Annotated in this window: 26 protein-coding genes and 1 pseudogene; 14 read left to right on the top strand and 13 right to left on the bottom strand. The window is 71.3% G+C overall.

Going from position 1 to position 26374, the window contains the following annotated elements:
• Positions 1-7 precede the first annotated feature (7 nt).
• Together HLB44_RS28735 and pedF are read right to left on the bottom strand one after the other, a co-directional pair.
• Positions 8-853, bottom strand: a complete 846-nt coding sequence (locus tag HLB44_RS28735) for an ABC transporter substrate-binding protein (protein ID WP_343051611.1) — start codon at positions 851-853, stop codon at positions 8-10.
• Positions 850-1365 (bottom strand): cytochrome c-550 PedF, encoded by a 516-nt coding sequence (gene pedF, locus HLB44_RS28730; protein ID WP_173131294.1) that lies wholly within the window; start codon positions 1363-1365, stop codon positions 850-852. Before pedF ends, HLB44_RS28735 begins: the two co-directional genes overlap by 4 nt.
• A gap of 225 nt (positions 1366-1590) precedes the next feature.
• Here pedF and HLB44_RS28725 point away from each other — a divergent pair, with 225 nt between their 5' ends.
• The 11 genes from HLB44_RS28725 to HLB44_RS28675 all read left to right on the top strand — a co-directional run bounded on the left by HLB44_RS28725 (position 1591) and on the right by HLB44_RS28675 (position 11828).
• A complete protein-coding gene (locus HLB44_RS28725) occupies positions 1591-3666 on the top strand; it encodes a sigma-54-dependent Fis family transcriptional regulator (protein WP_173131291.1) in 2076 nt (691 codons plus the stop codon).
• 213 nt (positions 3667-3879) lie between these two features.
• Positions 3880-3954 carry a pyrroloquinoline quinone precursor peptide PqqA gene (gene pqqA, locus HLB44_RS38390; RefSeq protein ID WP_173131893.1) on the top strand — a complete coding sequence of 25 codons (75 nt, stop codon included), beginning with the start codon at positions 3880-3882 and terminating at the stop codon, positions 3952-3954.
• 102 nt (positions 3955-4056) lie between these two features.
• Positions 4057-4989, top strand: a complete 933-nt coding sequence (gene pqqB, locus HLB44_RS28715; protein WP_173131288.1) for a pyrroloquinoline quinone biosynthesis protein PqqB — start codon at positions 4057-4059, stop codon at positions 4987-4989.
• On the top strand, positions 4986-5753 hold the full coding sequence (pqqC, locus tag HLB44_RS28710; RefSeq protein ID WP_173131285.1) for a pyrroloquinoline-quinone synthase PqqC: 768 nt from the start codon (positions 4986-4988) through the stop codon (positions 5751-5753). Before pqqB ends, pqqC begins: the two co-directional genes overlap by 4 nt.
• Complete coding sequence (gene pqqD, locus HLB44_RS28705) at positions 5750-6013, top strand: pyrroloquinoline quinone biosynthesis peptide chaperone PqqD (RefSeq protein ID WP_173131282.1); 264 nt, start codon at positions 5750-5752, stop codon at positions 6011-6013. The genes pqqC and pqqD overlap by 4 nt, the downstream gene beginning before the upstream one ends.
• A 10-nt stretch (positions 6014-6023) precedes the next feature.
• Positions 6024-7217, top strand: coding sequence for a pyrroloquinoline quinone biosynthesis protein PqqE (gene pqqE / locus HLB44_RS28700; protein ID WP_173131278.1), 1194 nt, complete (start codon positions 6024-6026; stop codon positions 7215-7217).
• Entirely contained in the window at positions 7211-7936 is a 726-nt protein-coding gene (locus tag HLB44_RS28695; protein WP_173131275.1) for an ABC transporter ATP-binding protein, read from the top strand. The genes pqqE and HLB44_RS28695 overlap by 7 nt, the downstream gene beginning before the upstream one ends.
• A complete protein-coding gene (locus HLB44_RS28690; RefSeq protein WP_173131272.1) occupies positions 7933-8898 on the top strand; it encodes a PQQ-dependent catabolism-associated beta-propeller protein in 966 nt (321 codons plus the stop codon). The genes HLB44_RS28695 and HLB44_RS28690 overlap by 4 nt, the downstream gene beginning before the upstream one ends.
• Positions 8891-10060: a type 1 periplasmic-binding domain-containing protein gene (locus HLB44_RS28685; RefSeq protein WP_173131269.1), complete on the top strand. Its 1170-nt coding sequence runs from the start codon at positions 8891-8893 to the stop codon at positions 10058-10060. Before HLB44_RS28690 ends, HLB44_RS28685 begins: the two co-directional genes overlap by 8 nt.
• Positions 10060-10875 (top strand): ABC transporter permease, encoded by an 816-nt coding sequence (locus tag HLB44_RS28680; protein WP_173131266.1) that lies wholly within the window; start codon positions 10060-10062, stop codon positions 10873-10875. Before HLB44_RS28685 ends, HLB44_RS28680 begins: the two co-directional genes overlap by 1 nt.
• Positions 10872-11828, top strand: a complete 957-nt coding sequence (locus HLB44_RS28675; protein WP_173131263.1) for a tripartite tricarboxylate transporter substrate binding protein — start codon at positions 10872-10874, stop codon at positions 11826-11828. Before HLB44_RS28680 ends, HLB44_RS28675 begins: the two co-directional genes overlap by 4 nt.
• A 33-nt stretch (positions 11829-11861) precedes the next feature.
• Here HLB44_RS28675 and HLB44_RS28670 read toward each other — a convergent pair whose 3' ends face one another.
• From HLB44_RS28670 to exaC, 5 genes are read right to left on the bottom strand one after another with little or no spacing between them, the layout of a single operon-like run.
• Complete coding sequence (locus tag HLB44_RS28670; protein ID WP_173131260.1) at positions 11862-12182, bottom strand: type II toxin-antitoxin system RelE/ParE family toxin; 321 nt, start codon at positions 12180-12182, stop codon at positions 11862-11864.
• On the bottom strand, positions 12179-12454 hold the full coding sequence (locus tag HLB44_RS28665; RefSeq protein WP_173131257.1) for a YlcI/YnfO family protein: 276 nt from the start codon (positions 12452-12454) through the stop codon (positions 12179-12181). Before HLB44_RS28665 ends, HLB44_RS28670 begins: the two co-directional genes overlap by 4 nt.
• 45 nt (positions 12455-12499) lie before the next feature.
• On the bottom strand, positions 12500-12790 hold the full coding sequence (locus HLB44_RS28660; protein WP_173131254.1) for a high-potential iron-sulfur protein: 291 nt from the start codon (positions 12788-12790) through the stop codon (positions 12500-12502).
• 29 nt (positions 12791-12819) lie between these two features.
• Complete coding sequence (locus HLB44_RS28655; protein ID WP_173131251.1) at positions 12820-14574, bottom strand: PQQ-dependent methanol/ethanol family dehydrogenase; 1755 nt, start codon at positions 14572-14574, stop codon at positions 12820-12822.
• A gap of 11 nt (positions 14575-14585) precedes the next feature.
• Positions 14586-16106: an acetaldehyde dehydrogenase ExaC gene (exaC, locus tag HLB44_RS28650; RefSeq protein WP_173131248.1), complete on the bottom strand. Its 1521-nt coding sequence runs from the start codon at positions 16104-16106 to the stop codon at positions 14586-14588.
• A 338-nt stretch (positions 16107-16444) separates the two neighbouring features.
• Between exaC and HLB44_RS28645 the strand changes: the two genes are divergently transcribed.
• On the top strand, positions 16445-17281 hold the full coding sequence (locus tag HLB44_RS28645; RefSeq protein WP_173131244.1) for a hypothetical protein: 837 nt from the start codon (positions 16445-16447) through the stop codon (positions 17279-17281).
• Positions 17282-17303: 22 nt separating this feature from the next.
• Here the strand turns inward: HLB44_RS28645 and HLB44_RS38245 are convergent, their stop codons facing one another.
• The 3 genes and pseudogenes from HLB44_RS38245 to HLB44_RS28635 all read right to left on the bottom strand — a co-directional run bounded on the left by HLB44_RS38245 (position 17304) and on the right by HLB44_RS28635 (position 18624).
• A complete protein-coding gene (locus tag HLB44_RS38245) occupies positions 17304-17489 on the bottom strand; it encodes a hypothetical protein (protein ID WP_343051633.1) in 186 nt (61 codons plus the stop codon).
• A gap of 70 nt (positions 17490-17559) precedes the next feature.
• Positions 17560-17646 (bottom strand): annotated as a pseudogene (locus HLB44_RS38240) (NAD(P)H-dependent oxidoreductase); the annotation flags it as partial.
• Between the two features lie 168 nt (positions 17647-17814).
• On the bottom strand, positions 17815-18624 hold the full coding sequence (locus HLB44_RS28635) for a Crp/Fnr family transcriptional regulator (RefSeq protein ID WP_246312526.1): 810 nt from the start codon (positions 18622-18624) through the stop codon (positions 17815-17817).
• A gap of 261 nt (positions 18625-18885) precedes the next feature.
• Here HLB44_RS28635 and HLB44_RS28630 point away from each other — a divergent pair, with 261 nt between their 5' ends.
• Both HLB44_RS28630 and HLB44_RS28625 read left to right on the top strand, forming a co-directional pair.
• Positions 18886-20028: a DUF1513 domain-containing protein gene (locus HLB44_RS28630; protein WP_173131241.1), complete on the top strand. Its 1143-nt coding sequence runs from the start codon at positions 18886-18888 to the stop codon at positions 20026-20028.
• A 60-nt stretch (positions 20029-20088) separates the two neighbouring features.
• Positions 20089-22770, top strand: coding sequence for a bifunctional acetate--CoA ligase family protein/GNAT family N-acetyltransferase (locus HLB44_RS28625; RefSeq protein ID WP_173131238.1), 2682 nt, complete (start codon positions 20089-20091; stop codon positions 22768-22770).
• Positions 22771-22796: 26 nt separating this feature from the next.
• Here HLB44_RS28625 and HLB44_RS28620 read toward each other — a convergent pair whose 3' ends face one another.
• The 3 genes from HLB44_RS28620 to HLB44_RS28610 all read right to left on the bottom strand — a co-directional run bounded on the left by HLB44_RS28620 (position 22797) and on the right by HLB44_RS28610 (position 26340).
• On the bottom strand, positions 22797-23219 hold the full coding sequence (locus HLB44_RS28620) for a universal stress protein (protein ID WP_173131235.1): 423 nt from the start codon (positions 23217-23219) through the stop codon (positions 22797-22799).
• A gap of 122 nt (positions 23220-23341) precedes the next feature.
• On the bottom strand, positions 23342-23785 hold the full coding sequence (locus HLB44_RS28615; RefSeq protein WP_173131233.1) for a universal stress protein: 444 nt from the start codon (positions 23783-23785) through the stop codon (positions 23342-23344).
• Positions 23786-23874: 89 nt separating this feature from the next.
• Positions 23875-26340, bottom strand: coding sequence for a cation-translocating P-type ATPase (locus tag HLB44_RS28610; protein WP_173131231.1), 2466 nt, complete (start codon positions 26338-26340; stop codon positions 23875-23877).
• Positions 26341-26374: the final 34 nt, after the last annotated feature.

Below are 26374 nucleotides of genomic sequence, written 5' to 3'. Positions count from 1 at the left end.
ACCTTCGTCAGCCCGCCTGCCAGCCGACGTTCGCGCGCGCGAAGAACTGCTGCAGCTCGCCGCTGGCCACCAACGCATTCACCGCGCCCTGCAGCGCCTGCGCCAGCGCGCCGGCATCGCGCCGCACCGCCATGCCGACCGCCCAGCCGCCACGCGGCGCGCGTGGCGACGGCAGCGGCTCGATCGCGAAGCGCGCATCGCCGCGCAGCACCGATTCGAGCTCGGACGCGAGGCCGGAGGCCACCGGCACGTCGCCGCGCTGCAGCGCGCGCGCGGCCGCGGCGCCGTCGGTCCATTGCGTGCTCAACTGCTGCCGGTAGGCGCCGCCATCGGCGCCGATCAGCAGCCAGCCGGCGAGCGAACGGCCCGGCACCGCCACCGGCAGCCCGGCCAGTGGCGCCAGCGTGTCGAGTCGCGGCACGTCGTCGATCCGCCGCGCAATCGCCACGTGCTCACGACAGTAAGGCGCAACGATGCTCACCTGCGGATTGGCCTCCATCAGCGGCCGCTCGACCGGCACGTGCAGCAGCACGTCGGCCGGGCCGTAGCCGAGGTAGTGGCCGCGCCAGACCATGTTGCGCAGGTCATCGTTCATGTTGTCGTCGGCATGGAAGGGCAGCAGCGCCGCCTTGACGCCGAGCGCCGCGGCCAGCGCACCGGCCAGCGCGACATCGATGCCCTGACCGTCGACATGGAACGGCGGCATGCCGTGGTACAGGCCGACCTTCAGCACGCCGCGCTCGCGCACGCGCTCCAGCGGCGTGGCCGACAGCGCCAGCGGTGCGAGGCCGGCTACGGCCGCCGCGCCGAGCCGGCGCAGGCAAGCGCGCCGCGTCGTGATCAGCGCGCTCACTTCTGCGCCGCCTGGAGCGGCTTCTCGCGCCGCGTCTCCAGGTAGGCCTTGATCGCCCACACGGCCTCCTGGTTCATCACGCCCTCGAACGGCGGCATGTAGACCGCGCCGTTGCGCACGCGGCCGCGCCGCACCGTGGTCGCGAAGTAGTCGTCGATCTCGGTGACACAGGCCTGGCGGCGCGCGCCGTCCTTCATCGGCGCGCACTCGTCGTCGAGCTTGCGCAGGTCGGGCGCGATGCCGCCGGAGATCGCCTCCAGCCCGTGGCAGCGCGCACAGTTCTGGTTGTAGGCCGAGCTGCCGACGCGCACCGCCGCCTCGCTGGCGCGGTACGGGTTCTCGGCGCGCCAGCTGTCGCCCAGCTTGGGCAGCGCGCTGGTGTCGACGGCCTGCGGCGTCACGTCGCCGTGGGCCCAGGCGGCGGCACACAGCGCCAGCGCGGCGAGCGCGCCGGCGGCGCGGGCGGCCCTGGTCAAAGAAGAAAGGGGTGAAGAAGTGCGGGGGCGCGGCATGTCAGGTCTCCGTCAAGCTGGGGTTGGACGATGGGCCCGACCGCAAAGCGCGTGCCACGCACCGGTGCTGCAGCCGGGTACACAAATCGCTTGGCAGGTGCCGGACTTGCGCCAGATCAACACAACACGCCGAGTCCGAGGCACCCTCCACCGATCCGCTCGCTGCGCATCGGCACAGGGTTTGGACGGAGACAACCTGCCACGGCAGGAGAACAGGAAGCGACGATGCCTCCAGGCCACGCGGTCCAGACCTGGACCACCCCCTCGGCGCTGCCCCTGGCACGCCATCCGGCGCGCGCCGAGCTGATCGAGCAGTCGCACCTGCGCTGCGCGGCGCTCGGGCTGACGCGCGTCGAGCGGCCCGACTTCGAGCCACTGCTGCGCAGCGACCTGACCATCGCGCGCGAGCGCAACCAGCGCCTGTTCGCGCACGCCGCGCCGGTGATGGAGATGCTGTTCGAGCAGATCGTCAACACCGAAAGCATGATCGTGCTGACCGATGCCCAGGGCACCATCCTGCATTCGGTCGGCGACGATGAATTCCTGGCCCGCGCCGGCAAGGTGGCGCTGGCACCGGGGGTCAACTGGGCCGAACAGTCCAAGGGCACCAACGCCATCGGCACGGCACTGTTCGAGGAGTGCCCGACGCTCGTGCACGGCAGCGAGCACTTCATCCATGCCAACAGTTTCCTGACCTGCTCGGCGGCGCCGATCTTCGACCCGCGCGGCGGCATGCTCGGCGTGCTCGACGTCACCGGCGACCAGCGCTCGTACCACCAGCACACGATGGGGCTGGTGCGCATGTCGGCGCGCATGATCGAGAACCACTGGCTGTCCGACGACTGCGGCAACCGGTTGCGGCTGCACTTCCACAGCCGCGTCGAATTCATCGGCACGCTGCTCGAAGGCATCCTCGTCGTCGGCGCCGACGGCCGCATCGTCGGCGCCAACCGCAGCGCGCTCGACCAGCTCGACGTGAGCGGCGCGGCGCTGCGCATGCAGAGCCTGACCTCGCTCTTCGGCACCACCGCCGCCGCGGTGTTCGATCACTTCCGCGCGCCGCTGCCGCTGCCGATGCGGCTGTGCCTGCCCAATGGTCGGCAGTTCCATGTCAACGCGCGCTTCAGCGGCGCAGCGCGGTCGATGGCACTGGGGCTCGGTAGCGACGAGCCGGCCGCCGCCCGGGGCGCGCCGCCCGGAGTTGCCGTGCCGTCGCCCGGAGCGGCCCGCCTGCCCTCGCCTGCCGCCGACGCAACCAGCGCCCCCGCCGGGCTGTCGGCATTGCAATACCTGAAGACCGGTGACGCGCAGATCGAAGCCACCATCGGCAAGGTTCAGCGCGTGCTGAACCGCGACATCCCGGTGCTGATCCTCGGCGAGACCGGCACCGGCAAGGAATTGCTCGCACGGGCGCTGCACCAGGATTCGAACCGCGCGCGGCAGGACTTCGTCGCCGTCAATTGCGCGTCGATTCCCGAGTCGCTGATCGAGGCCGAGCTGTTCGGCTACGAGGACGGCGCCTTCACCGGCGCACGCCGCAAGGGCGCGCCCGGGCGCATCGTGCAGGCCAACGGCGGCACGCTGTTCCTCGACGAGATCGGCGACATGCCGCTGGCGCTGCAGGCCAGGCTGCTGCGCGTGCTGCAGGAGCGCTGCGTGATGCCGCTGGGCGGGCAGAAGGCGATTCCGGTCGACATCGCGGTGATCGGCGCCACGCACCGCAACCTGCGCGAGATGATCGAGGCCGGCAGCTTCCGCGAGGACCTGTACTACCGCCTGAATGGCCTGGTGGTGCGGCTGCCGGCGCTGCGCGAGCGCAGCGACCTGCAGGCGGTGGCGCAGCGCATCCTGCGCGCCGAATGCCCGCAGGATCCGCCGCGCATCAGCCCGGCCGTGATGGCGCTGTTCGAGCGCTGCGCATGGCCCGGCAACATCCGCCAGCTTGCCAACGTATTGCGCACGGCCGCGGTGATGGCCGCGGGCGAGCCGCAGATCGACGAGCAGCACCTGTCCGATGACTTCCTCGAGGACATGCGCCGCGTGCCGGCGATGACGGCGCGCGCCGCCGCGCGAATCGCGGAAGCAACGCCCGAGACGGCTGCGCCGATGGTGATCGAGACCGCGGCTGCGCCGCCGGCGCCTGCCCCGGCCGAGGCCGCGCGCACGCTCGGCGAAGCCGAGATCGAGATGATCCGCCGGGCCCTCGAAGCGGCCAACGGCAACATCTCGGTGGCCTCGAAGCGCCTGGGCATCAGCCGCAACACGATCTACCGCAAGCTGCGCTGGGGCCGCGCGGATTGAAGCCAACGGCACAGGGAATTCCCTGTGCCACTGCCTGACGCCGCTGTCCCGCGCTGGAGCAACCCGCAGCGGGTGTTGCTCCAAAAACCCCGAATTCCTTGTCTCCTGAGCCCGCGTGCAGCCGGCACGCGACTTGCGCAATGACGTCTGCCCGGCGCGGCTTGTCGCCACGCCGGGAACGTCACCACCGCCGCAACCCCTCAGGAGACCACCATGTTCTGGACCCAGCCCGCCTTCGAAGACCTGCGCTTCGGTTTCGAGATCACGATGTACATCTCGAACCGCTGACCCGAGCCACCGGCACCGCTCCAGCATGAAGCCCCCAAGCTCACTGCGTTCGCTGCCCCCCGAGGGGGCGTCAGTGCCTTCGGGCGGCCGGGCGGCACTGTCATGAAAGTCCTCGTGCTGGGTTCGGGCGCCGGTGGCGGCTTCCCGCAATGGAACTGCAATTGCCGGCTCTGCGCCGGCCAGCGGCAGGGCGAGGTCGATGCGTCGGCCCGAACGCAAAGCTCGATCGCCGTGTCGCAAGACGGGCAGTCCTGGGTGCTGCTGAATGCCTCGCCCGACATCGGGCAGCAGATCCGCAGCCAGCCGCAGCTGCGCCCGCGCAGCGGCCTGCGCGACACGCCGATCAAGGCCGTCGTGCTGATGGACGCGCAGATCGACCACGTCACCGGCCTGTTGAGCCTGCGTGAAGGCCCGCGCATCAAGCTCTACGCGACGCCCTGCGTCTTCGAGGACCTGACGACCGGCCTGCCGCTGATCAACGTGCTGCAGCACTACTGCGGCACGCGCTGGCACATGCTGCCGGTGGCGGGCCACCAGACGAGCGCCGAGTTCGCGATCGCCGGCTTCGACACGCTGCGCTTCACCGCGATCGCCATTCCCGGCATGGCGCCGCCCTATTCGCCGCACCGGCGCGAGCAGGTGACAGGCGACAACATCGCGCTGCTGATCGAGGATCTCGCCACCGGCCAGCGCCTGTTCTACGCGCCCGGGCTGGCCGACGTCGGCGAGCAAGAGCTGCAGTGGATGCGCCGTGCCGACTGCCTGCTGGTCGACGGCACCTTCTGGCAGGAGTGCGAGATGCGCGACGCCGGGCTGAGCGCCAAGACCGCGCGCGAGATGGGCCACCTGCCGCAGCAGTGCAGCGACACGCGCACCGGCATGGCCGAGCTGATCGGCGCGCTGCCGGCGCAGCGCAAGGTGCTGATCCACATCAACAACAGCAACCCGATCCTCGATCAATCGAGTGAGCAGCGCCGCGTACTTCATGCGTCAGGCATCGAAGTCGCCCACGATGGCATGGAGATCCTGCTGTGAACCAAACCACCTTCGGCAGCGCACCGCCTGCGGCCGACCCGCGCGAGCCGTGGAGCGCCGAGGCCTTCGAGGCCCGGCTGCGCGAGCGCGAACCGCGCTACCACATCCACCACCCGTTCAACCAGCGCCTGAACCGCGGCGAGCTGCAGCCGTTCCAGGTGCGGGCGTGGGTCGCGAACCGCTTCTACTACCAGGTCAACATCCCGCTGAAGGACGCGGCCGTGCTGGCCAACTGCCATGACCGCGCCGAACGCCGGCGCTGGATGGAACGCATCCTCGACCACGACGGCCGCGGCGATTTCGACGGCAACAACGCCGGCGGCATCGAAGCCTGGAGCCGGCTCGGCACGGCAGTCGGCCTGTCGCGCGAGGACCTGTGGTCGCACCGCCACGTGCGCGCCGGCGTGCGCTTCGCGGTCGACGCCTACGTCAACTTCGCGCGCTCGGCTCCCTGGGAGGAAGCGGCGATCTCGTCGCTGACCGAGATGTTCGCGCCGAAGATCCATGCCGACCGGCTGGCCCACTGGCCGCGGCTGTACCCGTGGATCGAGCCCGATGGCCTGGCCTATTTCCGCAGCCGCATCCCGCTCGCGACGCGCGACGTCGAGCACGGCCTGGAGGTCGCGCGGCGCTGGTGCAGCACGCGCGCACGCCAGGAGCGCGCGATATCGATCCTCGACTTCAAGCTCGACATCCTGTGGTCGATGCTCGACACGATCGCGCACGCCTATCCCGATGACCTGCCGGCGGAGTCGCGGCCATGAGCGCATTGCAAACAAGACCGGCCGTGGCCGCGATGTTCCGGCTGCAGTTCGAGCCGGCGCAGGACTGCTGGGTGCTGCTGTATCCCGAGGGCATGGTCAAGCTGAACACGCCGGCCGCCGAGATCCTGCGCCGCTGCGACGGCCGGCGCTCGGTCGAGCAGATCGTCGACGAACTCGAGCAGGCCTTTGCGCAGGCCGCGCTGCGCGACGACGTCTGCACCTTCATCGACGAGGCGCGGCAGCGCGGCTGGCTGCAGTAGGCACCGGGTCATGCGCACCGCCGCCGCCGCGACCCGGCCACCGTTGTGGCTGCTGGCCGAGCTGACCTACCGCTGCCCGCTGCACTGCGTGTTCTGCTCGAACCCGATCGACTATGCGCAGCATCGGCAGGAGCTCGACACCGCCGACTGGAAGCGCATCTTCAGCGAGGCGCGTGCGCTGGGCGCGGTGCAGCTGGGGTTCTCCGGCGGCGAGCCGCTGCTGCGTGACGACCTCGAAGAACTGGTCGCCCATGCGCGCGGGCTCGGCTTCTACACCAACCTGATCACCTCCGGCGTCGGCCTCACCGAAGCGCGCGCGAAGGCGCTGAAGGCCGCCGGCCTCGACCACATCCAGCTCTCGTTCCAGGACTCGACGCGCGAGCTGAACGACTTCCTCAGCTCCAGCCGCACGTTCGAGCTGAAGGCCCGCGTCGCCGGCATCATCAAGTCGCTCGGTTATCCGATGGTGCTGAACTGCGTGATGCACCGCTACAACCTGCCGCACGTCGGCCGCATCATCCAGATGGCCGAGGCCTTCGGCGCCGACTACCTCGAGCTCGCCAACACGCAGTACTACGGCTGGGCCTGGCTGAACCGCACGGCCCTGATGCCCACGGTGCACGAGCTGCGCGAGGCTGAAGGCGTCGTCATCGCGCAGCGCGCCCGGCTCGACGGCCGCATGAAGGTGATCTGGGTCTCGCCGGACTATGCCGACGCCAAGCCGAAGCCCTGCATGGCCGGCTGGGGCGCCGTGTTCATGGTGGTCGCGCCCGATGGCACCGCGCTGCCCTGCCACAGCGCGCGCATGCTGCCGGGCATTGCGTTTCCGAATCTGCGCGAGCAGTCGGTGCGCGAGGCCTGGTTTCACAGCGACGGCTTCCAGCGTTACCGCGGCCAGGCCTGGATGTCGTCCACCTGCGGCAGCTGCGACGAACGCGGCCACGACTTCGGCGGCTGCCGCTGCCAGGCCTTCCTGGTGACCGGCGACGCCGCGGCCACCGATCCGGTGTGCCCGAAGAGCCCGCAGCGCGGCCGCATTGACGCGATGCTGGCGGGAGCCGATGCCGAACGGGCATGCGCGAGCGGCGCGGTTGCGCCGCAGCCGCTGCGCTTCGTGCCCGGCGCCGCGCAGCAGGCGGGGCTCGTCTATCGCTGCGACGAGAACTCGCACGCGCTCGGCAAGACCGGAGCCGCGCCATGCTGAGGCTGCGCGGGCTGACGCAGCGCTACGGCAGCCGCGTCGCGCTGGACGCGCTGGACCTGCACATCGCGCCCGGCTGCTTCGCGGTGCTGCTCGGGCCGAACGGCGCCGGCAAGTCGACGCTGTTCCAGGTGCTCACCGGCCTCTTCGCTGCCGACGAGGGCGAGTTTCAGATCGCCGGCCACTCGATGCGCCACGATCCGCGACAGGCGCTGGCGCAGATCGGCGTCGTCTTCCAGCAGCCCTCGCTCGACCTCGACCTGAGCGTCGCGCGCAACCTGCAGTTCCATGCCGACCTGCAGGGCCTGCCGCGCGCGCTGGCGGCTGAGCGCATCGCGACCGACTCGGCGCGCTTCGGCCTGAGTGCCGAGCTCGGCCGCCGCGTGCGCGAGCTCTCCGGCGGCAATCGCCGCAAGGTGGAGCTGGTGCGTGCGCTGCTGCACCGGCCGCGCCTGCTGCTGATGGACGAGGCCAGCGTCGGCCTCGACCCCCGCTCGCGCCGCGACCTGCTCGCTGCGCTGCACGACGAGGTGCGCCAGCGCGCCGTCACCGTGCTGTGGGCCACGCACCTGGTGGCCGAAGCCGACGGCGCCGACCGCGTCCTGGTGCTGCACCACGGCCGATTGCTGGCCGATGGCACGCCGGCGCAGGTCACCGAAACCCTCGGTGGCCCGACGCTCGAGGCCGCCTTCATTCACGCCACGCGACCGGAGTCGCCATGAAAACCTTGCTGCTGCTGTCGCTGCTGACATCCATGATGAGCGTCCATGCCGCCGGCAGCGGCCTGGCCTACGTCTCGAGCGAGAAGGATCACGCGATCACGCTGGTCGACCTGCAGACGCTGGCGGTGGTCGGCAGCATCCCGACCTGCCGCCGCCCGCGCCATCTGCAGCGGCTGCCGGGCGATAGGCAGCTGATGGTCGCCTGCAGCGAATCCGGCCGCGCCGACATCATCGACCTGGCGACCCGGCGCTCGGTCGGCAGCATGCCCCTCGGCGACGACCCCGAGCTCTTCGACGTCTCGCCCGACGGCCGCACCGCCTACGTCTCGGCCGAGGACGACGGCGCGCTGAACGTCTTCGACCTCGTCGCACGCCGGCAGCGCGCCAGCGTGCCGCTGGCCAAGGAGCCCGAGGGCGTGAAGGTCTCGGCCGACGGCCGGCGCATCTACGTGACCTCGGAAGTCGCGAACATGGTGCACGTGGTCGACGCGGCGACGCTGCAGGTGCTGCGCAACATCCCCGTCGGCAAGCGCCCGCGCCGCTTCGCGTTCAACGCCGACGGCAGCGAGCTGTGGGTGACGAACGAGCTCGGCAGCAGCGTCAGCATCGTCTCGACGGCCGGACTGACGGTGCTGGCCACCGTCGACTTCGCGCTGAAGGGCCTGCGCGCCGACGACATCACGCCGGTCGGCATGGTGCTGTCGCGCGACGGCCGCACGATGTACGTCGGCCTGGGCCGCGCGAACCACGTCGCCTTCGTCGATGTCGCCAGCCGCCGGGTCACGCAGCAGGTGCTGGTCGGCAAACGCGCCTGGGGCCTGGGCCTCAACCGCGACGGCTCGCGGCTGTTCGTCGTCAATGGCCTGTCCGACGACATGACGGTGGTCGACACCGCCGCGGCGAAGGCGTTGAAGACGGTGCCGGTCGGCCGCGTGCCGCACACGGTGGTGATCGATGACTAAGTCGTTGCTCGCCGCGCTGGCACTGCTGCTGGCCGGTCCGGTCGCCGCCGCCACGCTGACGCTGGGCGTGCTGCAACGCGCCGACGACGAGCGGCTCGCGCCGGCGCGGATCGAGCAGGCCTACCCGGGCCACCCCGGCGGATCGCTGCAGGCGGCGGTCGAGCTGGCGATCGACGAAAGCCGCTTCGCGCTCGATGCCGCGAAGCTGCGGATCGTGATCGACGTGCACGCCGCGCGCAGTGCCGACGAGGCCACCGCGCTGCTGCAGCAACTGGCCCGCGCCGGCGCGCTGGGCGTCGTGCTCGACCTGCCGACGGCGTGGATCGCTGCACTGAAGGCCGCTGCGACACCGGCGCTGCTGAACGCCGGCGCCGGCGACGAGGCCCTGCGGCAGCAAGGCTGCGCGCCGCAGCTCTTCCACACGCTGCCGAGCGAGCGCATGCGCGCCGATGCGCTGGCGCAGGCACTGCTGGCGCGGCGCTGGAGCCGCGTGCTGCTGCTGCACGGCCCGGGTGACGACGATGCTCAGCGCCTCGCGCTGGCGCAGGCGGCCCTGAAGCGCCATGGCCTGAAGCTGATCGCCACCCGGGCCTTCAGGCGCTCGGCGGACCCGCGCGAACGCGAGCTCGCCAACCCGCGGCTGCTGACCAGCGCCGCCGGCGGCGACTACGACGCCGTCTGGGTGGTCGACAGCGACGGCGAGTTCGCCCGCGGCCTGCCCTATAACACCGTGCTGCCGCGGCCGGTGGTCGGCGATGCCGGGTTGGTCGCCGTCCCCTGGGCCGCTCATTTCGAGCGCTATGGATCACCCCAGCTGGCGCGCCGCTTCATGCGCGCCGCGCGGCGGCCGATGACCGGCCACGACTGGGCCGGATACATCGCCGCCAAGGCGATCCTGCAGGCGGCGCTCGAGCAGCCCGTGGCGCCGAACGCCGCGCAGGTGCTGAGAGCCCTGCAGCGCAGCGACTTCGCGCTCGACGGCTTCAAGGGCGTGCGCCTGGGCTTTCGCGCCTGGGACCGCCAGCTGCGCCAGCCGCTGCTGCTGAGCGACGGCCTCGCGGTGCTCGGCAGCGCGCCGGTCGACGGCGTGCTGCACCCGGTCAACGTGCTCGACACGCTCGGCAGCGATGCCGCCGAGTCGGCCTGCAAGGCGGGCCTGTGATGCGCTCCGCCCATGCGCTGCTGGCCCTGCGCGCGATCGTGCAGCGCGAGCTGTTGCGCTCGCTGCGGCAACACGGCCGGCTGCTCGCCGCGCTGCTGCGCCCGGTGCTGTGGCTGGCGGTGTTCGCGGCGGGCTTTCGCAGCGTCTTCGGCGTCGCGATCGTCGAGCCCTATGACACCTACATCCCCTACGAGCTGTACATCGCGCCGGGGCTGATCGGCATGGTGCTGCTGTTCAACGGCCTGCAGTCGTCGCTGGCGATGGTCTACGACCGCGAGATGGGGCTGATGCGGCTGCTGCTCACCGCGCCGCTGCCGCGGCCGTGGCTGCTGCTGGCCAAGCTGCTGGCAACCGCCGTGCTGAGCCTGGCGCAGGCGCTGGCCTTCGTTGGCGTCGGCGCGCTGCTCGGCACCGTGCTGCCGCTGCAGCCCGCGGCGCTGCTGCATGCCCTGGCCGCCACGCTGGCCGGCGCGCTGATGCTGGGCGCGCTCGGGCTGCTGTTGTCGGTGCACGTGCGGCAGCTCGAGAACTTCGCCGGCACGATGAACTTCGTCATCTTCCCGATGTACTTCCTGTCGACGGCGCTGTATCCGCTGTGGAAGCTCGAGGAGTGCGGCGCGCTGTGGGTCTGGCGCGCGGCGCAGTGGAACCCGTTCACGCATGCGGTCGAGTGGATCCGCTTCGCGCTCTACGGCAAGGACCCCGGCCTCGCGCCGTGGGTCGTGCTGGGCACGCTGGCGCTGTGCTTCGTGCTCGCCTGCCGGGGCTACGATGCCAGGCGCTTCGGCGCCGCGGCGCAGCGGGGCGGCGCATGATCAGCCGCCGTGCCGTGCTCACCGCCGCCGCGGCGCCGTGGCTCGGCGCGCGCGCCGAGGCCTTTCCGCAGCGCCCCGTCAGCTTGTGGGTGCCGTGGGCAGCCGGCGGCGCCACCGACCAGACGCTGCGCCTGCTGGCCGAACTGGCCGGCCGCCTGCTCGGCCAGAAGGTGCTGGTCGAGAACCGCGGCGGCGCCGGCGGCACGCTGGTGATGCCGGTGCTGCAGCAGGCGGCGCCCGACGGCCACACGATCGCGCAGATGCCGCAGCCGGTGTTCCGTGCGCCGCACCTGCACAAGCTGTCCTGGGATCCGATTCGCGACACGACGCCGATCCTGCAGTTGAGCGGCGTCAGCTTCGGCGTGCTGGTGCCGGCGAGCGCACCCTGGCGTTGCATCGACGATCTGCTCGCCTTCGCGGCCGCGCACCCCGGTGCCTTGAGCATCGCCACCAACGGCGTCGGCACCACGCCGCACCTGGTGCTGGACGAGCTGTTCACGCGTCATCACCTGAGCACCATCCATGTGCCGTACAAGGGCACCGCCGAGCAGATGCTCGCGGTGGCCTCCGGCCAGGTGATGGTCGGCGTCGGTGCCACCGGCTTCGCGCCCTTCGTCGACTCGGGCCGCCTGCGCCTGCTGGCGATGACCGGTGCCGCCCGCGCTCGGCGCTGGCCCGGCGTGCCGACGCTGGCCGAACTGGGCCACGGCATCGTCGCGATGTCGCCCTACGGCCTGGCCGGCCCGCGCGGCCTGGCACCGGCGGTGGTGCAGGCGCTGCACGACGCCTTCAAGACCGCGCTGTTCGATCCGCCGCATGTCGCCGAGTTGGCGAAGTTCGACCAGGAACCGGCCTACCTCGGCAGCGCCGACTACGGGCGCAGCATGCGCGAGGCCTTCGCCGCCGAGCGGCGGGTGGTGGAGCGGCTGGGGCTGCGGCCGGCCGCTGATTGAGCGGCACGGCAAGCGAAGGACCTGAGCGCGCGTTCAGTGATAGTCCTGCTCCAGTTGGTGACGCACCGCCAGCACGAGAACGTCGCGAGGACCGGTGATCTCGTACAGCGCGACGTAGCCGGTGGATCCCGACGGCACGATCAGCTCACGCCGCGTCGAGCGACTGCCGTCGCCGGCCTTCCGGAAGCTGAAAGGCGTCACCGCCAGCTGCGCGTAGATGGCCTGCCTCAGGGCGCCGATCACGCCTTCGGCGCGGTCGAGGTCCTCGATCGTCTCGGCGCGTTCGAGCAGGTAGTCGAAGAGCCTGACCAGATCCTCAGCGGCGGCGGGTGCGAACCGGACTCGAAAGCTCACCGCTGCCGCAGCTGACGGCGCCGCTCATCGAGCCGCGCCTGCAGCTTGCCCAGAACCTCATCGGCGTTGACGGCTCTCCCCGTGCGCTGGAACTCCAGCCATGCTGCCTCCCCGTGGGCCAGGAACGCGGCCTGCACGCGTCGATGCTCGACCGCGCGACGCACGGCCTCTTCGACGAATTCGCTGAGCGTTTCATTCGCGCTGAGCACGGCATCGAGCTCAGCGCGCAACTCCGGCTCGACGCGGACTTGCGGGATGACGGCGGTCTTCATCTGCGGCAGTGTAGTGCAAATGCACTGCATCCGCCGCGGCGGCGCTCAACCCGGCTTCTTCGCCCACGCGTTGCACCACCCCGCCGCCGCGATGTGCTTGCGGCCGAACATCGCGCAGCCGCCCCAGGGGTCGTTGGCGGCGCCCTGGAAGAAGCTGCAGTTGGCGCAGTTCTGCGCCGGGCTGTGCTTCGGATAGCGCTGGCGGTCGACCTTCGCCGTGTCGTGCTTGTAGCCGAGCGCGACGGCGGTCTCGTCGGCCTCGTCGACGCGCGCCGGCGCGGCCGGCGACAGCGCCGGCGCGGCCAGCGCGGCGCCGCTGACGCTCACTGCGCGCATTAGGAAAACGCGCCGCGATGCCGCGCCGCTCACGACTTGCCCCCCGCCTTCGGCAGCTTGAACACCCACACCATGCCGCCCTGCTCGAGGTAGTTGACCTTCTTGGCCACCTCGCCGCCCCACAGCGGCACCGCGCCACCCCAGCCGGACACGACGCTGATGTACTGCTCGCCGCCCTGCATCCAGGTCACCGGCGGCGCGACGACGCCGGAGCCGGTCTGGAATTCCCAGACCACCTTGCCCGTGCGCGCGTCGGCGGCCTTCAGGTAACCCTCGGGCGTGCCCCAGAACACCAGGTTGCCGCCGGTGGTCAGCACGCCGCCCCACAGCGGCGCGCCGTTCTTCACCTCCCAGACGATCTTGCCGCTCTTCGGATCGACCGCTCGCAGCGCGCCGATGTGGTCCTCGTGCAGCGTCTTGATCGTGAAGCCGGCGCCGAGGTAGGCCGCGCCCTTCTTGTAGGCGATGGGCTCATTCCAGATCTCCATCGCCCACTCGTTGGCCGGCACGTAGAACAGCTTCGTGTCCGGGCTGTAGGCCATTGGCATCTGGTTCTTGCCGCCGAGGAAGCTCGGCGCCGATACGATGGCCGCGCCCTTCTTGCCGTCGCTGCTGGCGGTGGGGTCGCCGGGCCGGTTGGCATCGATGAAGTTCGGCTTGCCGGTCTTCAGGTCGATGCTGCTGGCCCAGGTGATCTTCCTGACGAACGGAAACGCGTTCAGCAACTGGCCGGTGGCCGCGTCGTTCACGTAGAAGAAGCCGTTGCGGTCGGCCTTGCCGCCGACGCGCCGGCCGTCCATGTCGAAGGTGACGAACTCGTTGACGCCGTCGAAGTCCCAGCCGTCGTTCGGCGTGTTCTGGTAGTGCCACTTGATCTGGCCGGTCTTGACGTCGATCGCGACCGTCGAGCACGAGAACAGGTTGTCGCCCTTGCGCAGGTGGCTGTTCCACGGCGCCGGGTTGCCGGTGCCGAAGTAGGCCAGGCCGGTCTTGGCATCGTAGGTGCCGCCGAGCCAGGTGGCGGCGCCGCCGGTCTTCCACAGGTCGCCGGGCCAGGTCTGGTTGGTCGTGCCCGAGAGGCCGTTTTCCTTCGAATTGCCGTCCGGGTCGTAGGTGTAGCCCATGTGGCCTTCGACGGTCGGGCGCGACCACACCAGCTGACCCGTCTTCGCATTGCGCGCCTCGACGCGGCCGACCACGCCGAACTCGCCGCCCGAGACGCCGGTGAGCACCAGGCCGTTGGCGATGATCGGCGCGGCGGTGGCCGAATAACCCGCCTTGTAATCGTCGATCTTCTCCTTCCACACGACGCTGCCGGTGTCCTGGTCCAGCGCGACGAGTTGCGCATCGAGCGTCGCGAAGATCACCAGCTTGTCGTACAGCGCCGCGCCGCGGTTGATGACGTCGCAGCACGGCATGATGCCGTCGGGCAGGCGGTGCTCGTACTTCCACAGCTTCTTGCCGGTGGCTGCGTCCAGCGCAAAGAGTCGCGAGTACGACGCGGTGACGAACATCTTGCCGTCGTGGATCACCGGCTGCGATTCCTGGCCGCGCTGCTTCTCGCCGCCGAACGAGAAGGCCCAGGCCGGCACCAGCCGCGACACGGTGGACACGTTGACCTGCTTGAGCGGCGAATAGCGCTGGCCCTGCGTGTTCAGGCCCCAGGTCAGCACGTTGCCGCCGGCGGTGGCCTCGGCCTGGATCATCGAGTCGGTGACCACGGCGTGCGCTGCCGCCGAGGCCAGCGCAGCGGCGCAGAAGAGTATCGAGAGCTTCGGTTGCATGGCCGCTCCTTTCAGAAGAAACCGAGCTTGTTCGGGCTGTAGCTGACCAGCAGGTTCTTGGTCTGCTGGTAGTGGTCGAGCATCATCTTGTGCGTCTCGCGACCGATGCCCGATTCCTTGTAGCCGCCGAAGGTGGCGTGTGCCGGGTAGGCGTGATAACAATTCGTCCACACGCGGCCGGCTTTGATCGCGCGGCCCATGCGATAGGCTGCTCCGCCGTCACGCGTCCACACGCCAGCGCCGAGGCCGTACGGCGTGTCGTTGGCGATCTGCAGCGCTTCTTCCTCGGTCTTGAAGGTGGTCACCGCGAGCACCGGGCCGAAGATCTCCTCGCGGAAGATGCGCATGCTGTTGTTGCCCTTGAAGAGCGTCGGCTGCACGTAGTAGCCGCCGGCGAGGTCACCCCCCAGCTCGGCGCGGCCGCCGCCGATCAGGCACTGCGCGCCTTCGGCCTTGCCGATCTCCAGGTAGGACAGGATCTTGTCCATCTGCATCGCCGAGGCCTGCGCGCCCATCATCGTGTCGGTGTCGAGCGGGCTGCCCTGCTTGATGGCCTTCACGCGCTCGAGCGCCCGCGCCATGAACTTGTCGTAGATCGATTCGTGGATCAGCGCGCGCGACGGGCAGGTGCAGACCTCGCCCTGGTTGAACGCGAACAGCACCAGGCCTTCGATCGCCTTGTCGAACAGCGCGTCGTCGGCATCGGCGATGTCGGGCATGAAGATGTTCGGGCTCTTGCCGCCGAGCTCCAGCGTCGCGGGAATCAGGTTCTGCGCCGCCGCCTGCGCGATGACGCGGCCGGTGGCGGTGGAGCCGGTGAAGGCGATCTTCGCGATGCGCTTGCTCGACGCCAGCGGCATGCCGGCTTCGCGGCCGAGGCCGTTGACGATGTTCAGCACGCCCGGCGGCAGCAGGTCGGCGATCAATTCGGCCAGCACCATGATGCTGATCGGCGTCGACTCTGCGGGCTTGAGCACCACGCAGTTGCCGGCACCGATCGCCGGTGCCAGCTTCCACGCCGCCATCAGGATCGGGAAGTTCCACGGAATGATCTGGCCGACGACGCCGAGCGGCTCGTGGAAGTGGTAGGCGATGGTGTTCTCGTCGATCTCGCTCAATGCGCCTTCCTGCGCGCGCAGGCAGCCGGCGAAGTAGCGGAAGTGGTCGACCGTCAGCGGGATGTCGGCATTCAGCGTTTCGCGGATCGGCTTGCCGTTGTCCACCGTCTCGGCGTAGGCCAGCACTTCGAGGTTCTGCTCGATGCGGTCGGCGATCTTCAGCAGCACGTTGGCGCGCTCGGCCGGCGCCGTGCGGCCCCAGGCATCGGCGGCCGCGTGTGCGGCGTCCAGCGCGAGCTCGACGTCCACGGCGCCGGAGCGCGCCGCGCGCGTGTACGGCTTGCCGTTGATCGGCGTGATGACGTCGAAGTACTGGCCTTCGACCGGCGGCACGAAGCGGCCGTTGATGAAGTTGTCGTACTGCGGCTTGAAGGCGAGCTTGGCACCGGGGGTGCCGGGGGCGGCGTAGAGCATGGAGGTCTCCTGCGGGGTGGCGAACGGTTGGACGAACACACCGCTCGACGTCAGTCCTTGCCGAGGCGGTTCGATGTCTCAACCGCAATCGCCGTGCCATCGTGCCGCCGGGCCGGATCGGGCCTGCGGCCTCAGGTCTAACCCGCGTTTCGAGCGCCGCGGACGCGTGCCGCAACCGATGGTGCTGGCACAGGTGTCACACGATGGAGCATTCAGGTTAGGGGGTTGGGGAGACACAGGCGGATGAAGAGAATGCGCGCCCATTGCGCTGAAGGCGCGAACCTTCCGGCCCGGACCCCGGGTCCGGACTTGATCACCATCGTCAGGGAGGACGATCGATGCACAAGCACTCAGTCATTGCCGCGATTGCGGCCAGCGTCTTCATCGCCGGATGCGGCGGTGGCGAAGCGGATGTCAACGAGAGCGCCGCGCAGCCGAAGGCCGTGCAGGCACTGGCTGCCGCGGCCGCGGCGCATGCCGGTTCGCCCTCGGGGCGGCAGCGGGCCCTGGCCGCGGCGGCCGGCAGCTACTCCGCCGACCTTGCGACGCAGCTCTACGCCCTGGCCGAATCGGCGTATGCCGCGTACTTTCCGAGCAAGCAGTCGACGCGCACGTTCGAGGGCTGGTCCTACCGCTACTACCCGGAGACCGGCATCCACCTGGCCGTGATCGGCAACGGCGTGTTCGCGCTCGGTGGGCCGTTCGGGACGGAAGTGATGTCGCTGGGCGCCATCACGAGCTACGTCACGGCGCCTGCCACGGGAAAGGACCGGCCACTGACGGCAACGATCCTCGGGCAGTGCCCGGACGTCGTGGCCTCCACTGCGCCCGGCTTCCATGCCTGCATGGTCGGAAACCTGACCGGCGCGCAGACCTTCGACACTGCGAAGACGTGCCGGCTCGACATCGCCGACGACGGCGCCCTCACGCTGTCGTCCGACGGCAAGTCCGGTTCGGTGGGACCCACCTACTCGAGCGTGAACTTCACGAAGAGCGGGTCCTTCGGCAACTTCATCCTGATGGTGAGCAACGCGGGTGACTCGAGGTCGGCGAAGATGCAGGTGATGGCCAACCCGACGATCTCGTTCGCGCAAGGCGGAACGCTGAAAGCCGAGTTCACGCCCGCCGGGGCGCTCACCGCCAGCATCTCCTGCATGCTGAACGCGCCGAAGTAGCGGCCCGCCGCAGGCGGCGTTCTCAGCCTGCGGCGACGCCCAGCTCGCGCAGCCGTCCCAGCCAGCGCCGCCGCGCGCTGTCCTTGCCTTCGACCATGCCGATCAGCGTCTCGTGGATCGGCGCGATGCCGACGAAGCCGAGGATGTTGCGCTCCAGCGCCTTGACGCTGTGCGCGCGGTAGACCCAGCGATAGACCAGCGCCGGCATGCCCAAGCGGAAAGTCGAGCGCCGCCATGTCGAGCGTGCGCACTTCGTGGCCGCCGTCGCGCGCGCCTTCGGCGTAGGCGGCGGCGAGCGCATGCGCGTAGTGCTGGCCGGCAGGATCGGGATGGCCCTGGATCAGCAGGATGCGCTTCGCCTTCATCAAACGATCGTCTGAGGCGCTCACGTGGCCCCCTTGGCCCTGCGGGCCTTCCCCCCAGGGGGGAGCGAGCACCTTCGGAACGGCCGTGCGGTGCTCACGTGGCCCCCTTGGCCCTGCGGGCCTTCCCCCCAGGGGGGAGCGAGCACCTTCGGAACGGCCGTGCGGTGCTCACTGCACCGTGCCGGTCGCCAGGAAGCTCTGCACGAAGGCCACGAGGCCGGTGACTTCCGGGATCCGCACGTCGCGGCGGCCCTTCTCGGCGAAGATGATCAGGCCTTCGCGCGCCAGGCGCGACAGCGCGCGGCTCACCGTCTCGAGCGTCATGCCGAGGAAGTTGCCGATCTCGGCACGTGTCATGCGCAGCGTGATCTGGTCGGTGCGCAGGCCGCGCTGCGCCAGCGCTTCGGCCCAATGGCGCAGGAAGTCGGCGACGCGCGCATCGGCCGGCAGCGTGCAGACCGACATCATCGAATCGCGGTCGCCGGCGATCTCGCGGCTCATCGCGCCGTGCAGCAGCGCCAGCAGCGCGGGCCGGGCCGCGCAGGCGGCCAGCAGCGCCTCGTAGCGGATCACCCAGACTTCGCCGGTGTCCAGCGCGATGGCGTCGCAGGCGTAGCAGCCCTGCGCGATGCCGTCGAAGCCGAGCCAGTCGCCGCGGAACTTCAGGCCGACCACCTGCTCGCGGCCGTCGGCGGCAAGGTTGACGACCTTGGCGACGCCGGAATTGAGCACGTAGAGCGCGCCGAAGCTGGTGCCGGCCTGGCAGATGCGATCGCCGGCGTGCACGATGCGGCGCTGCGGCTGCAGCGCGTCGTTCAGCTGCTGCAGCATCGCGGCGATCGGCGCGGCGTCGAAGACCTCGCGGCGCGGCGCCACCGGCGCACGCGGCGCCTCGTCGCGCTGCAGCGATTGCAGCGTGGCCTGGCCGATCACGGCGTTCTGGTGGCTGGCGGCGGTGGCGAGGGCGGTGGTCAGCATGGTCGGGGCTCCGGTCGGGGTGCGTGTTCTGCGATGGAAGTCATCGTAGGAAGGATCCGGCAATGGCCGAACAACGCCCGATGTCGCTCGGCAACGCTGTGTGAATGGTCGGTATCCGCTGGGTAACGGCGCGCCCGACTGTCAAGGCCAGCGCTTGCGCTGCGTCAACGCCGCGGCATGCCGTCGTTGAGGCGGAACAAGGCAGGGCGCGGCGGCCGCGGCCAACAATCGGCGCCACGCCCTGACTGCCGTACCCACCCGATGCCCCTGCGCCGTCGCGACCTGCTGCCCCTCGCCTCCCTCGCCCTCGCCGGGCCCTGGCTCGACGCCGCTGCGGCGGCCGAGTCGCCGCCGCCGGCCATCCGCCTCGCCGCCGGGTGGCGCAGCGAGGCCGCCGCCGGCGAAGCCGCGGACCGCGTCGGCATCATCGAGGTCGACTGGGCGAAGGAGCAGGTCCGGCTGCTGGCCGACCTGCCCGCGCCGGGCCGGGTGCACGGCGTGGTCGCGCTGCCCGACGGCGGCTTCGTCGCGGTGGCGACGCGGCCGGGCCACTGGCTGCTGCGCTGCGATGCCGAGGGCCGCGTGGTCGCGCGGGTGATCACCGGACAGGAGTTTCCGGGGCGCACCTTCAACGGCCACGTGACGCTCAGCCACGACGGCCAGTGGCTCTTCACCACCGAGACGAGCTCGCCGACCGGCATGTCGTGGGTCAGCGTTCGAGACGTGCGCAACCTGCACCGCATCCACCAGTTCCTGAGCGCCGGCTTCGATGCGCACCAGTGCCTGCTCGACGATGACGGCAATGTCTTCATCGCCAACGGCGGCATCCTGCGCGCCGAGGATGGCCGCAAGATCGACCTGGACCGCATGCGGCCGTCGCTCGCGCACATCGACCCGGATTCGACCGAGGTGCTCGGGCAATGGCGCCTGCAGGACCAGCGGCTGAGCATCCGGCACCTGGCGTGGTCGCAGCAGGCGGACGGCAAGCGCGTGCTCGGCGTCGGCCTGCAGGCCGAACACGACGATCCGAGCCGCCGGCGCGAGGCGCCGGTGCTGGCCCTGTGGCGCGGCGCCGAGCTGAGCATGCCGAGCGCCGATGCCCAGGCCGCCGGTTATGTCGGCGACATCGCGCTCGGGCCCATGGGCGGCTTCATCCTCAGCGGCCAGAAGGCCGCGCGCGGGCTCTGGTGGCATCCTCGCGCCGCGCGCACGATGACCAAGGTCGCCGAGCTCATCGAGGCGTGCGCGCTGGCGTCGCTGCCGCTCGACGGCGTGCCGGCCGTGCTGATCGGTTCGGCCCGGGGTATCGCCTTCTGGCACCCGACGCGCAAGCCACGCATGCTCGCGTGGCCCAAGCCGATGCTGCCGGACAACCACTGGGCGCTGCTGGCCCGCCAGGCGTAACCGACCGCCGCCGCAGCGGATTGCCGTTAGGCTGCGCTGTCGCATCCATCGCTGCCCGCCATGAGCATCCGCCATCTCGACAAGCTGCTGTCCCCGACATCGATCGCGGTCATCGGCGCCAGCGACCGCAGCGGCAGCGTCGGCGCGACGGTGTGGCGCAACCTGCGCGGCGGCGCGTTCGCCGGGCCGGTCCACGCCGTCAATCCGCGGCTCGCGCGGCTCGACGGCGAGCCTGTCTTCCCGAACGTGGCCGCGCTGCCGCAGGCCCCCGATCTGGCGCTGATCTGCACGCCGCCCGCGACCGTGCCCGGGCTGATCGCCGAGCTGGCCCAGCGCGGCACGCGTGCCGCGATCGTGATGAGCGCCGGGCTCGATGCGGCGCAGAAGCAGGCGATGCTCGATGCCGCGCGGCCGTACCTGCTGCGCATCCTCGGCCCCAACTGCATCGGCCTGCTGGCGCCGCATGCCGGCCTCAACGCCAGCTTCGCGCACACCGATGCGCTGCCGGGCGAGGTCGCCTTCGTCTCGCAATCGGGCGCGCTGGTCACGGCGGTGCTCGACTGGGCGCGCTCGCGTCGCATCGGCCTGTCGACCATGGTGTCGCTGGGCGAGCATGCCGACGTCGACTTCGGCGACCTGCTCGACTACCTGGCCAGCGACGTGCGCACGCGGGCGATCCTGCTGTATGCCGAATCGATCGGCGAGGCGCGCAAGTTCATGTCGGCCGCGCGCGCTGCGGCGCGCAACAAGCCGGTGATCATCGTCAAGGCCGGCCGCGCCGGCGCGGGCGTCGCGGCGGCGGCGTCGCACACCGGCGCGCTGGCCGGCGCCGATGCGGTGATCGACGCCGCGATCCGCCGCGCCGGCCTGCTGCGCGTGCAGACGCTGGCCGAGCTGTTCATCGCCGCCGAGACGCTGGCGCGCTTCGGCGGCAACCGCGACGCCGCGCTGACGGTGATGACCAACGGCGGCGGTGCCGGCGTGATGGCGGCCGATGCGGCCGCGCTGGCCGGCGTGAAGCTCGCGCCGCTATCGCCTGAAGTGCGCAGCCTTCTCGATCAAACGCTGCCGGCGAACTGGTCGCGCCAGAACCCGGTCGACCTGATCGGCGACGCGCCGGTCGAGCGCTACACCGCGGCGCTGCAGGCGCTGCTCGGCGACCCGCAGGCGGGAGCCGTGCTGTTCATGCACGCACCGACGGCGATCGTGCGCAGCGCCGACATCGCGCGCGCCTGCGCCCCGATCGCGCGGCGCGCGCCGGGCCGCGTGATGGCCTGCTGGCTCGGCGATGCGGCGGTCGCCGAGGCGCGCCGCATCTTCGAGGACGCCGGCATCGCGAACTATCCGACGCCGGAGGATGCCGTGCACGCCTTCGGCATGCTCGACACCTATCGCCGCAACCAGGCGCTGCTGACCGAGGCGCCGCCGCTGGGCGCCGACGGTCCGGCGGCCGACCTGGCCGCCGTGCGCCGGATCATCGACCACGCGCTCGCCGACGGCCGCGAACTGCTGGCCGAGGACGAGGCCAAGGCCGTGCTCGCCGCCTGCGGCATTCCGGTCGTGCCGACACAGGCGCTCGGGCCCGACCCCGAAACGCTGGAGGGCGCGGCGGCAGACATCGGCTATCCCGTGGTGCTGAAGATCCGCTCACGCGACATCAGCCACAAGTCCGATGTCGGCGGCGTCGCGCTCGACATCGCCGATGCCGTCGCACTGCGCAGCGCGGCCCATGCGATGCTCGAGCGCGCGCGCGCTGCGCGCCCCGACGCGCGCATCGACGGCTTCACGCTGCAGCCGATGCTGCGCCGGCCGCATGCCCACGAGCTGATCGTCGGCACCTCGATCGATCCGGTGTTCGGCCCGGTGCTGCTGTTCGGCGCCGGCGGCACCGCGGTGGAGGTGCTGGCCGACCGCGCGATCGCGCTGCCGCCGCTGAACCGCCCGCTGGCGCGCGAGCTGATCGGCCGCACGCGCATCGCCCGGCTGCTCGCCGGCTACCGCGACCGCCCGCCGGTGGCGATGGATCCGCTCGCCGACGTGCCGATCGCGCTGGCGCGCCTGCTCGCCGACGTGCCCGAGATCGCCGAGCTCGACATCAACCCGCTGCTCGCCGACGAGCAGGGCGTGATCGCGCTCGATGCGCGCATCGTGCTCGCGCGCCATCGGCCCGGCGGACGTGCGCACTTCGCGATCCTGCCCTACCCGGCCGAGCTGATCGAAGAGGTCGACTGGCACGGCCGGCGCCTGCGGCTGCGGCCGGTGCGCCCCGAGGACGAGACGCGCCAGCGCGAGTTCTTCGCCGCGCAGCCGCCCGAGGATCTGCGGCTGCGCTTTTTCAGCAGCCGGCGCGAGCTGCCGCGCACCGAGCTGGCACGCCTGGTGCAGATCGACTACGCGCGCGAGATGGCCTTCGTCGCCGAAGCGGCGGACGGCGACGATGCGGGCGCGCTGCTCGGCGTGGTGCATGCGGTGTGCGACCCCGACAACGTCGAGGCCGAGTTCGCGCTGATCGTGCGATCGGGGCTGCACCAGCGCGGCCTGGGCCGGCTGCTGTTGGGGAAGATGACGCGCTATCTGAGCGGCCACGGCACGCAGCGGCTGGTCGCGCATGTCCTGCGCGAGAACACCGCGATGCGCGGCCTCGCGCAGTCGATCGGCATGAAACCCGCGGCGGGCAGCGCGGCCCAGGGCGGCGACGCGCTGCGCTACGTCGCCGAGCTGCCGCTGCCACCGGCAACGTAACGAGCGTCGTCGCTGCTGGCGACGGTTCAGTGCACTAACAGCACGGGGATGCGCGTGCCGGCGAGCACCCGCGTGGCGGCCGACCCGAGCACGACGTTGCCGATTGCCGAATGGCCGTGCGTGCCCATCACGATCAGGTCGAAGCCGCCCTCCTGAGCGATCGCCGCGACCATCTCGCCGGCATGGCCGACGGCATGGCGCGGCTCGAGATGCCAATCCTTCTGCGCGGCGAACTTGCACACGGGAGAGAGCACGCGCTGCGCCTGTTCGTCGTACCAGCCTTGCAGAACGGCGCTGTCGATCCAGGTCGCGGCGCCCGGCGGCACCGCGGGCACCACGGTCAGCGCGGTGAACTGGTGTCCGGCGCCGAGCAGCTCGTCGTGCGCAGCGATGTAGGCGAGCATGCGCGTCGTGGTCGGGCTGCCGTCGACGGCGAGCAGGATCTTCATGGCGGTTCCCTTTCCGGACTGTCAGGCCGCCATCGTGATCGCTGCCCCGGCTGGCGGCCTTGCGCTGGGTCAAGCCAGGCGCGGCCGGCGGCCGCGGGCCTCGGCCGGGCAAGAAATCTGCCTCAATGCAGCACCAGCAGCGGCACCGGGCTGCGCGCCAGCACGGCCTTGGTGCACGCGCCGTGCAGCAGCTCGCCGAGCAGGCCGCGCCGATGCGTGGTCATCACGATCAGGTCGCAGCCGTGCTCCCGCGCGGCATCCAGGATCGCAGTGTCGACGAAGGCCGACTGCACGTGATGGCCGCTGAAGCGCACGCCGGCATCGCGCGCGCAGCGCTCGAAGCGGCCGAGCAGGTCATGCGCATGTGAGGCCGTTCGATCGTCGTGCAGCGCCAGCTCGCGCTCGACGAGGTGGGCCGGGCGGCCGACGGCCGGCAGCGGCAGAGAGGGCTCGGCGACGAAGCCGGTGATCGCCGCGCCGAGCTGTTGCGCCAGCGCGATGCTGCCGGCGATGGCCTTGTCGGACAGCGCACCGCCGTCGATGGGCACCAGCAGGTTCGAATACATCTCGGGCTCCTCGCAATTCGGATCGCGACAAGCCACTGTAGGCAGCGCGTGGCGCAACTGCGATGCGCCAGATCAAGAAGGCTGCTGCCTCAACGCCGCCACGCGCGCAGCGCGAACCACGCAGCGGGCACCGCAGGCAGCAACGCCCATGCCGGATCCAGCCGCGGCGGCCAGCCCAGCAGTCCCGGTGCACCGGGCAGCAGCAGCAACACCACCAGCACCACGCCGACAGCGGCGACCAGGCCGTGAAACACCGGGTTGGTCGTGTCGCGTTGGCCGCGGATGCCGCGGAACCAGCGCAGCAGCAACAGGTTGCCGACGACGATCGACGCCAGGCACAGCAGGCGCAACACCTCCGTCGTCGCGCCCGCCGCGGCGGCCACGGCGTACACCGCGGCGACACCCGCGAATCCGATGCCGCCCGCCATCAGCGCCTGCGCCACCGCGCGCGGCTCGAACAGCCGCGCTCCGGCCGGCCGCGGCGGCACGCGCATCAGGTCGTGCTGCGCCGGCTCGGCCTCGAAGACCAGCGAGCAGGCCGGGTCGATGATCAGCTCCAGCAGCACGACGTGCAGCGGCAGCAGCAGCGGCGCGCCGCCGCCCAGCAGCGGGATCAGCGCCACGCCGACGATCGGCACGTGCACCGCGAACAGGTAGCCGAGCGCCTTGCGCAGGTTCACGAAGATGCGCCGGCCCGCAGCGACGCCCTGCACCAGCGACGCGAAGTTGTCGTCCAGCAGCACCAGCGCCGCGGCCTCGCGCGCGACGTCGGTGCCGCGCCGGCCCATCGCGACGCCGACGTCGGCCGCGCGCAGCGCCGGCGCATCGTTGACGCCGTCGCCGGTCATCGCGACGACTGCGCCCTCGGCCTGCAGCGCGCGCACGATGCGCAGCTTCTGCGCCGGCTCGATGCGCGCGAAGACGTTGCAGTCGCGCAGCGCGCGGCGCAGCTGCGTCTCGTCCAGCGCGGCGAGCTGCGCGCCGGTCATCACGATGGCGCTGGACAGGCCGGCCTGGGCGGCGATCGAGCTCGCCGTGGCGGGCGCGTCGCCGGTGATCATGATCACCCGCATGCCGGCCGAGCGGCATTCGGCGATCGCTTGCGGCACCTCGGCGCGCAACGGGTCCTCGAAGCCGAGCAGGCCGACGCAGCGCCACGCGCCCGACGCGGCATCGGATGCGTCGTTCGCCCGGGCGACCGCCAGCACGCGCAGGCCGCGCTCGCTCATCGCGCGCGCCGCCTCTTGCAGCGCGGCCCGCCGAAGCGGCGCCTCGGCACAGAGCGCGAGCACCGCTTCGGGCGCGCCCTTGATCGCGCCGACCGAGCGGCCCGTGGCGTCGCGCCACTGCCGCTCGACATAGGGGCGGCCGACGGCCGTGCCGTGGTAGCGCTGCGCACGCCAGTGCGGCGGCGCTGCAGCGCCGGCCGCGGCGATCGCCTGGTCCATCGGCTCGATGCTGCTCGGCGCGCAGGCCAGCGCCGCATGGTCCAGCAGCGTGCGCAGCGGCCCTGGCCCGGGCAGCAGCTCTGCGGGCGCGGCCTCCTGCGCACCATCGTGCAGGCGCTGCAGCGTCATGCGGTTGTGCGTCAGCGTGCCGGTCTTGTCGACGCACAGCACGCTGACGGTGCCGAGCGCCTCGATGGCCTGCGCCTGGCGTGTCAGCACCTGTGCCTTCGCGAGCCGCCACGCGCCGAGCGCGAGCATCACCGTCCAGACCACCGCGAACTCCTCCGGCACCAGCGACATCGCCAGCGTCAGCCCGACCAGCAGCCCGGCGGTCCACGAGCCGTCGCGTGCGGCATACAGCGCGCCGGCGACGAGGCAGGTCACGACGGCGGCCAGCGCGACGATCTGCACCAGGCGCTTCAGCTCGCGCTGCAGCCGGCTGGGGTTCGGCTTCAGCTGGGCCAGCGACCCGCCGATGCGGCCGAGCGTGGTGCGCTCGCCGGTGGCGCTGACAACGGCCACGCCTTCGCCCTGCACCACCAGGCTGCCGGCGTGCAGCCGCGCGGCGTCGGCCGCTGCCGCGGCGTCGGCCGCTCCATTCGGATGTTTGGCGACCGGCGCCGATTCACCGCTCAGCAGCGACTCGTCGACCCCCAGGCCGCTGCCGCCGATGAGCAGCGCGTCAGCGGCCAGGCGGTCGCCTTCGGCCACCAGCAGGCGGTCGCCACACACCAGGTCCTCGCTGGCGATCATCTCGGTGCGCCCCGAGCGCACGACGCGGCAGCGCGGGCTCGACAGATCCTCCAGCGCACGCAGCACACGCTCGCTGCGGTGCTCCTGCCATGCCGCCAGCGCGCCGACCACCAGCACCGACGCGAGCAACAGCAGCGCATCGGTGAACGCGCCGACCAGCGCATAGACCCCGGCGGCCGCGAGCAGGAGCAGGAACATCGGCTGCGCGAAGGCGCTGGCAGCGATGCGCAGCAGGCCGCGCCGGTCCGGCTGCGGCAGGCGGTTCGGACCGTCGGCGCGGCGACGCGCGATCACGGCGGCGGCGTCGAGGCCGTGCGGGCCAGGGTCGGGTGGCGGGCGCGAGGCATGGTCCATGCCCGCAGGTTGCCCGACGGCCCCGGAGCGGAGT

It is taken from the genome of Pseudaquabacterium terrae (assembly GCF_013266755.1).
GTDB classification, from domain to species: domain Bacteria; phylum Pseudomonadota; class Gammaproteobacteria; order Burkholderiales; family Burkholderiaceae_C; genus Pseudaquabacterium; species Pseudaquabacterium terrae.
The sequence above is the reverse complement of the archived record's forward strand: the minus strand, read 5'-3'. Positions and strand labels throughout refer to the sequence as shown.

What these genes read in the sequence shown, in the direction of transcription:
- pedF (WP_173131294.1), bottom strand. Translation starts at nt 1,365, where the DNA reads ATGCCGCGCCCCCGCACTTCTTCACCCCTTTCTTCTTTGACCAGGGCC.
- HLB44_RS28725 (WP_173131291.1), top strand. Translation starts at nt 1,591, where the DNA reads ATGCCTCCAGGCCACGCGGTCCAGACCTGGACCACCCCCTCGGCGCTG.
- pqqB (WP_173131288.1), top strand. Translation starts at nt 4,057, where the DNA reads ATGAAAGTCCTCGTGCTGGGTTCGGGCGCCGGTGGCGGCTTCCCGCAA.
- pqqD (WP_173131282.1), top strand. Translation starts at nt 5,750, where the DNA reads ATGAGCGCATTGCAAACAAGACCGGCCGTGGCCGCGATGTTCCGGCTG.
- pqqE (WP_173131278.1), top strand. Translation starts at nt 6,024, where the DNA reads ATGCGCACCGCCGCCGCCGCGACCCGGCCACCGTTGTGGCTGCTGGCC.
- HLB44_RS28695 (WP_173131275.1), top strand. Translation starts at nt 7,211, where the DNA reads ATGCTGAGGCTGCGCGGGCTGACGCAGCGCTACGGCAGCCGCGTCGCG.
- HLB44_RS28690 (WP_173131272.1), top strand. Translation starts at nt 7,933, where the DNA reads ATGAAAACCTTGCTGCTGCTGTCGCTGCTGACATCCATGATGAGCGTC.
- HLB44_RS28685 (WP_173131269.1), top strand. Translation starts at nt 8,891, where the DNA reads ATGACTAAGTCGTTGCTCGCCGCGCTGGCACTGCTGCTGGCCGGTCCG.
- HLB44_RS28680 (WP_173131266.1), top strand. Translation starts at nt 10,060, where the DNA reads ATGCGCTCCGCCCATGCGCTGCTGGCCCTGCGCGCGATCGTGCAGCGC.
- HLB44_RS28675 (WP_173131263.1), top strand. Translation starts at nt 10,872, where the DNA reads ATGATCAGCCGCCGTGCCGTGCTCACCGCCGCCGCGGCGCCGTGGCTC.
- HLB44_RS28665 (WP_173131257.1), bottom strand. Translation starts at nt 12,454, where the DNA reads ATGAAGACCGCCGTCATCCCGCAAGTCCGCGTCGAGCCGGAGTTGCGC.
- HLB44_RS28660 (WP_173131254.1), bottom strand. Translation starts at nt 12,790, where the DNA reads ATGCGCGCAGTGAGCGTCAGCGGCGCCGCGCTGGCCGCGCCGGCGCTG.
- HLB44_RS28655 (WP_173131251.1), bottom strand. Translation starts at nt 14,574, where the DNA reads ATGCAACCGAAGCTCTCGATACTCTTCTGCGCCGCTGCGCTGGCCTCG.
- exaC (WP_173131248.1), bottom strand. Translation starts at nt 16,106, where the DNA reads ATGCTCTACGCCGCCCCCGGCACCCCCGGTGCCAAGCTCGCCTTCAAG.
- HLB44_RS28645 (WP_173131244.1), top strand. Translation starts at nt 16,445, where the DNA reads ATGCACAAGCACTCAGTCATTGCCGCGATTGCGGCCAGCGTCTTCATC.
- HLB44_RS38245 (WP_343051633.1), bottom strand. Translation starts at nt 17,489, where the DNA reads ATGCCGGCGCTGGTCTATCGCTGGGTCTACCGCGCGCACAGCGTCAAG.
- HLB44_RS28635 (WP_246312526.1), bottom strand. Translation starts at nt 18,624, where the DNA reads ATGCTGACCACCGCCCTCGCCACCGCCGCCAGCCACCAGAACGCCGTG.
- HLB44_RS28630 (WP_173131241.1), top strand. Translation starts at nt 18,886, where the DNA reads ATGCCCCTGCGCCGTCGCGACCTGCTGCCCCTCGCCTCCCTCGCCCTC.
- HLB44_RS28625 (WP_173131238.1), top strand. Translation starts at nt 20,089, where the DNA reads ATGAGCATCCGCCATCTCGACAAGCTGCTGTCCCCGACATCGATCGCG.
- HLB44_RS28620 (WP_173131235.1), bottom strand. Translation starts at nt 23,219, where the DNA reads ATGAAGATCCTGCTCGCCGTCGACGGCAGCCCGACCACGACGCGCATG.
- HLB44_RS28615 (WP_173131233.1), bottom strand. Translation starts at nt 23,785, where the DNA reads ATGTATTCGAACCTGCTGGTGCCCATCGACGGCGGTGCGCTGTCCGAC.
- HLB44_RS28610 (WP_173131231.1), bottom strand. Translation starts at nt 26,340, where the DNA reads ATGGACCATGCCTCGCGCCCGCCACCCGACCCTGGCCCGCACGGCCTC.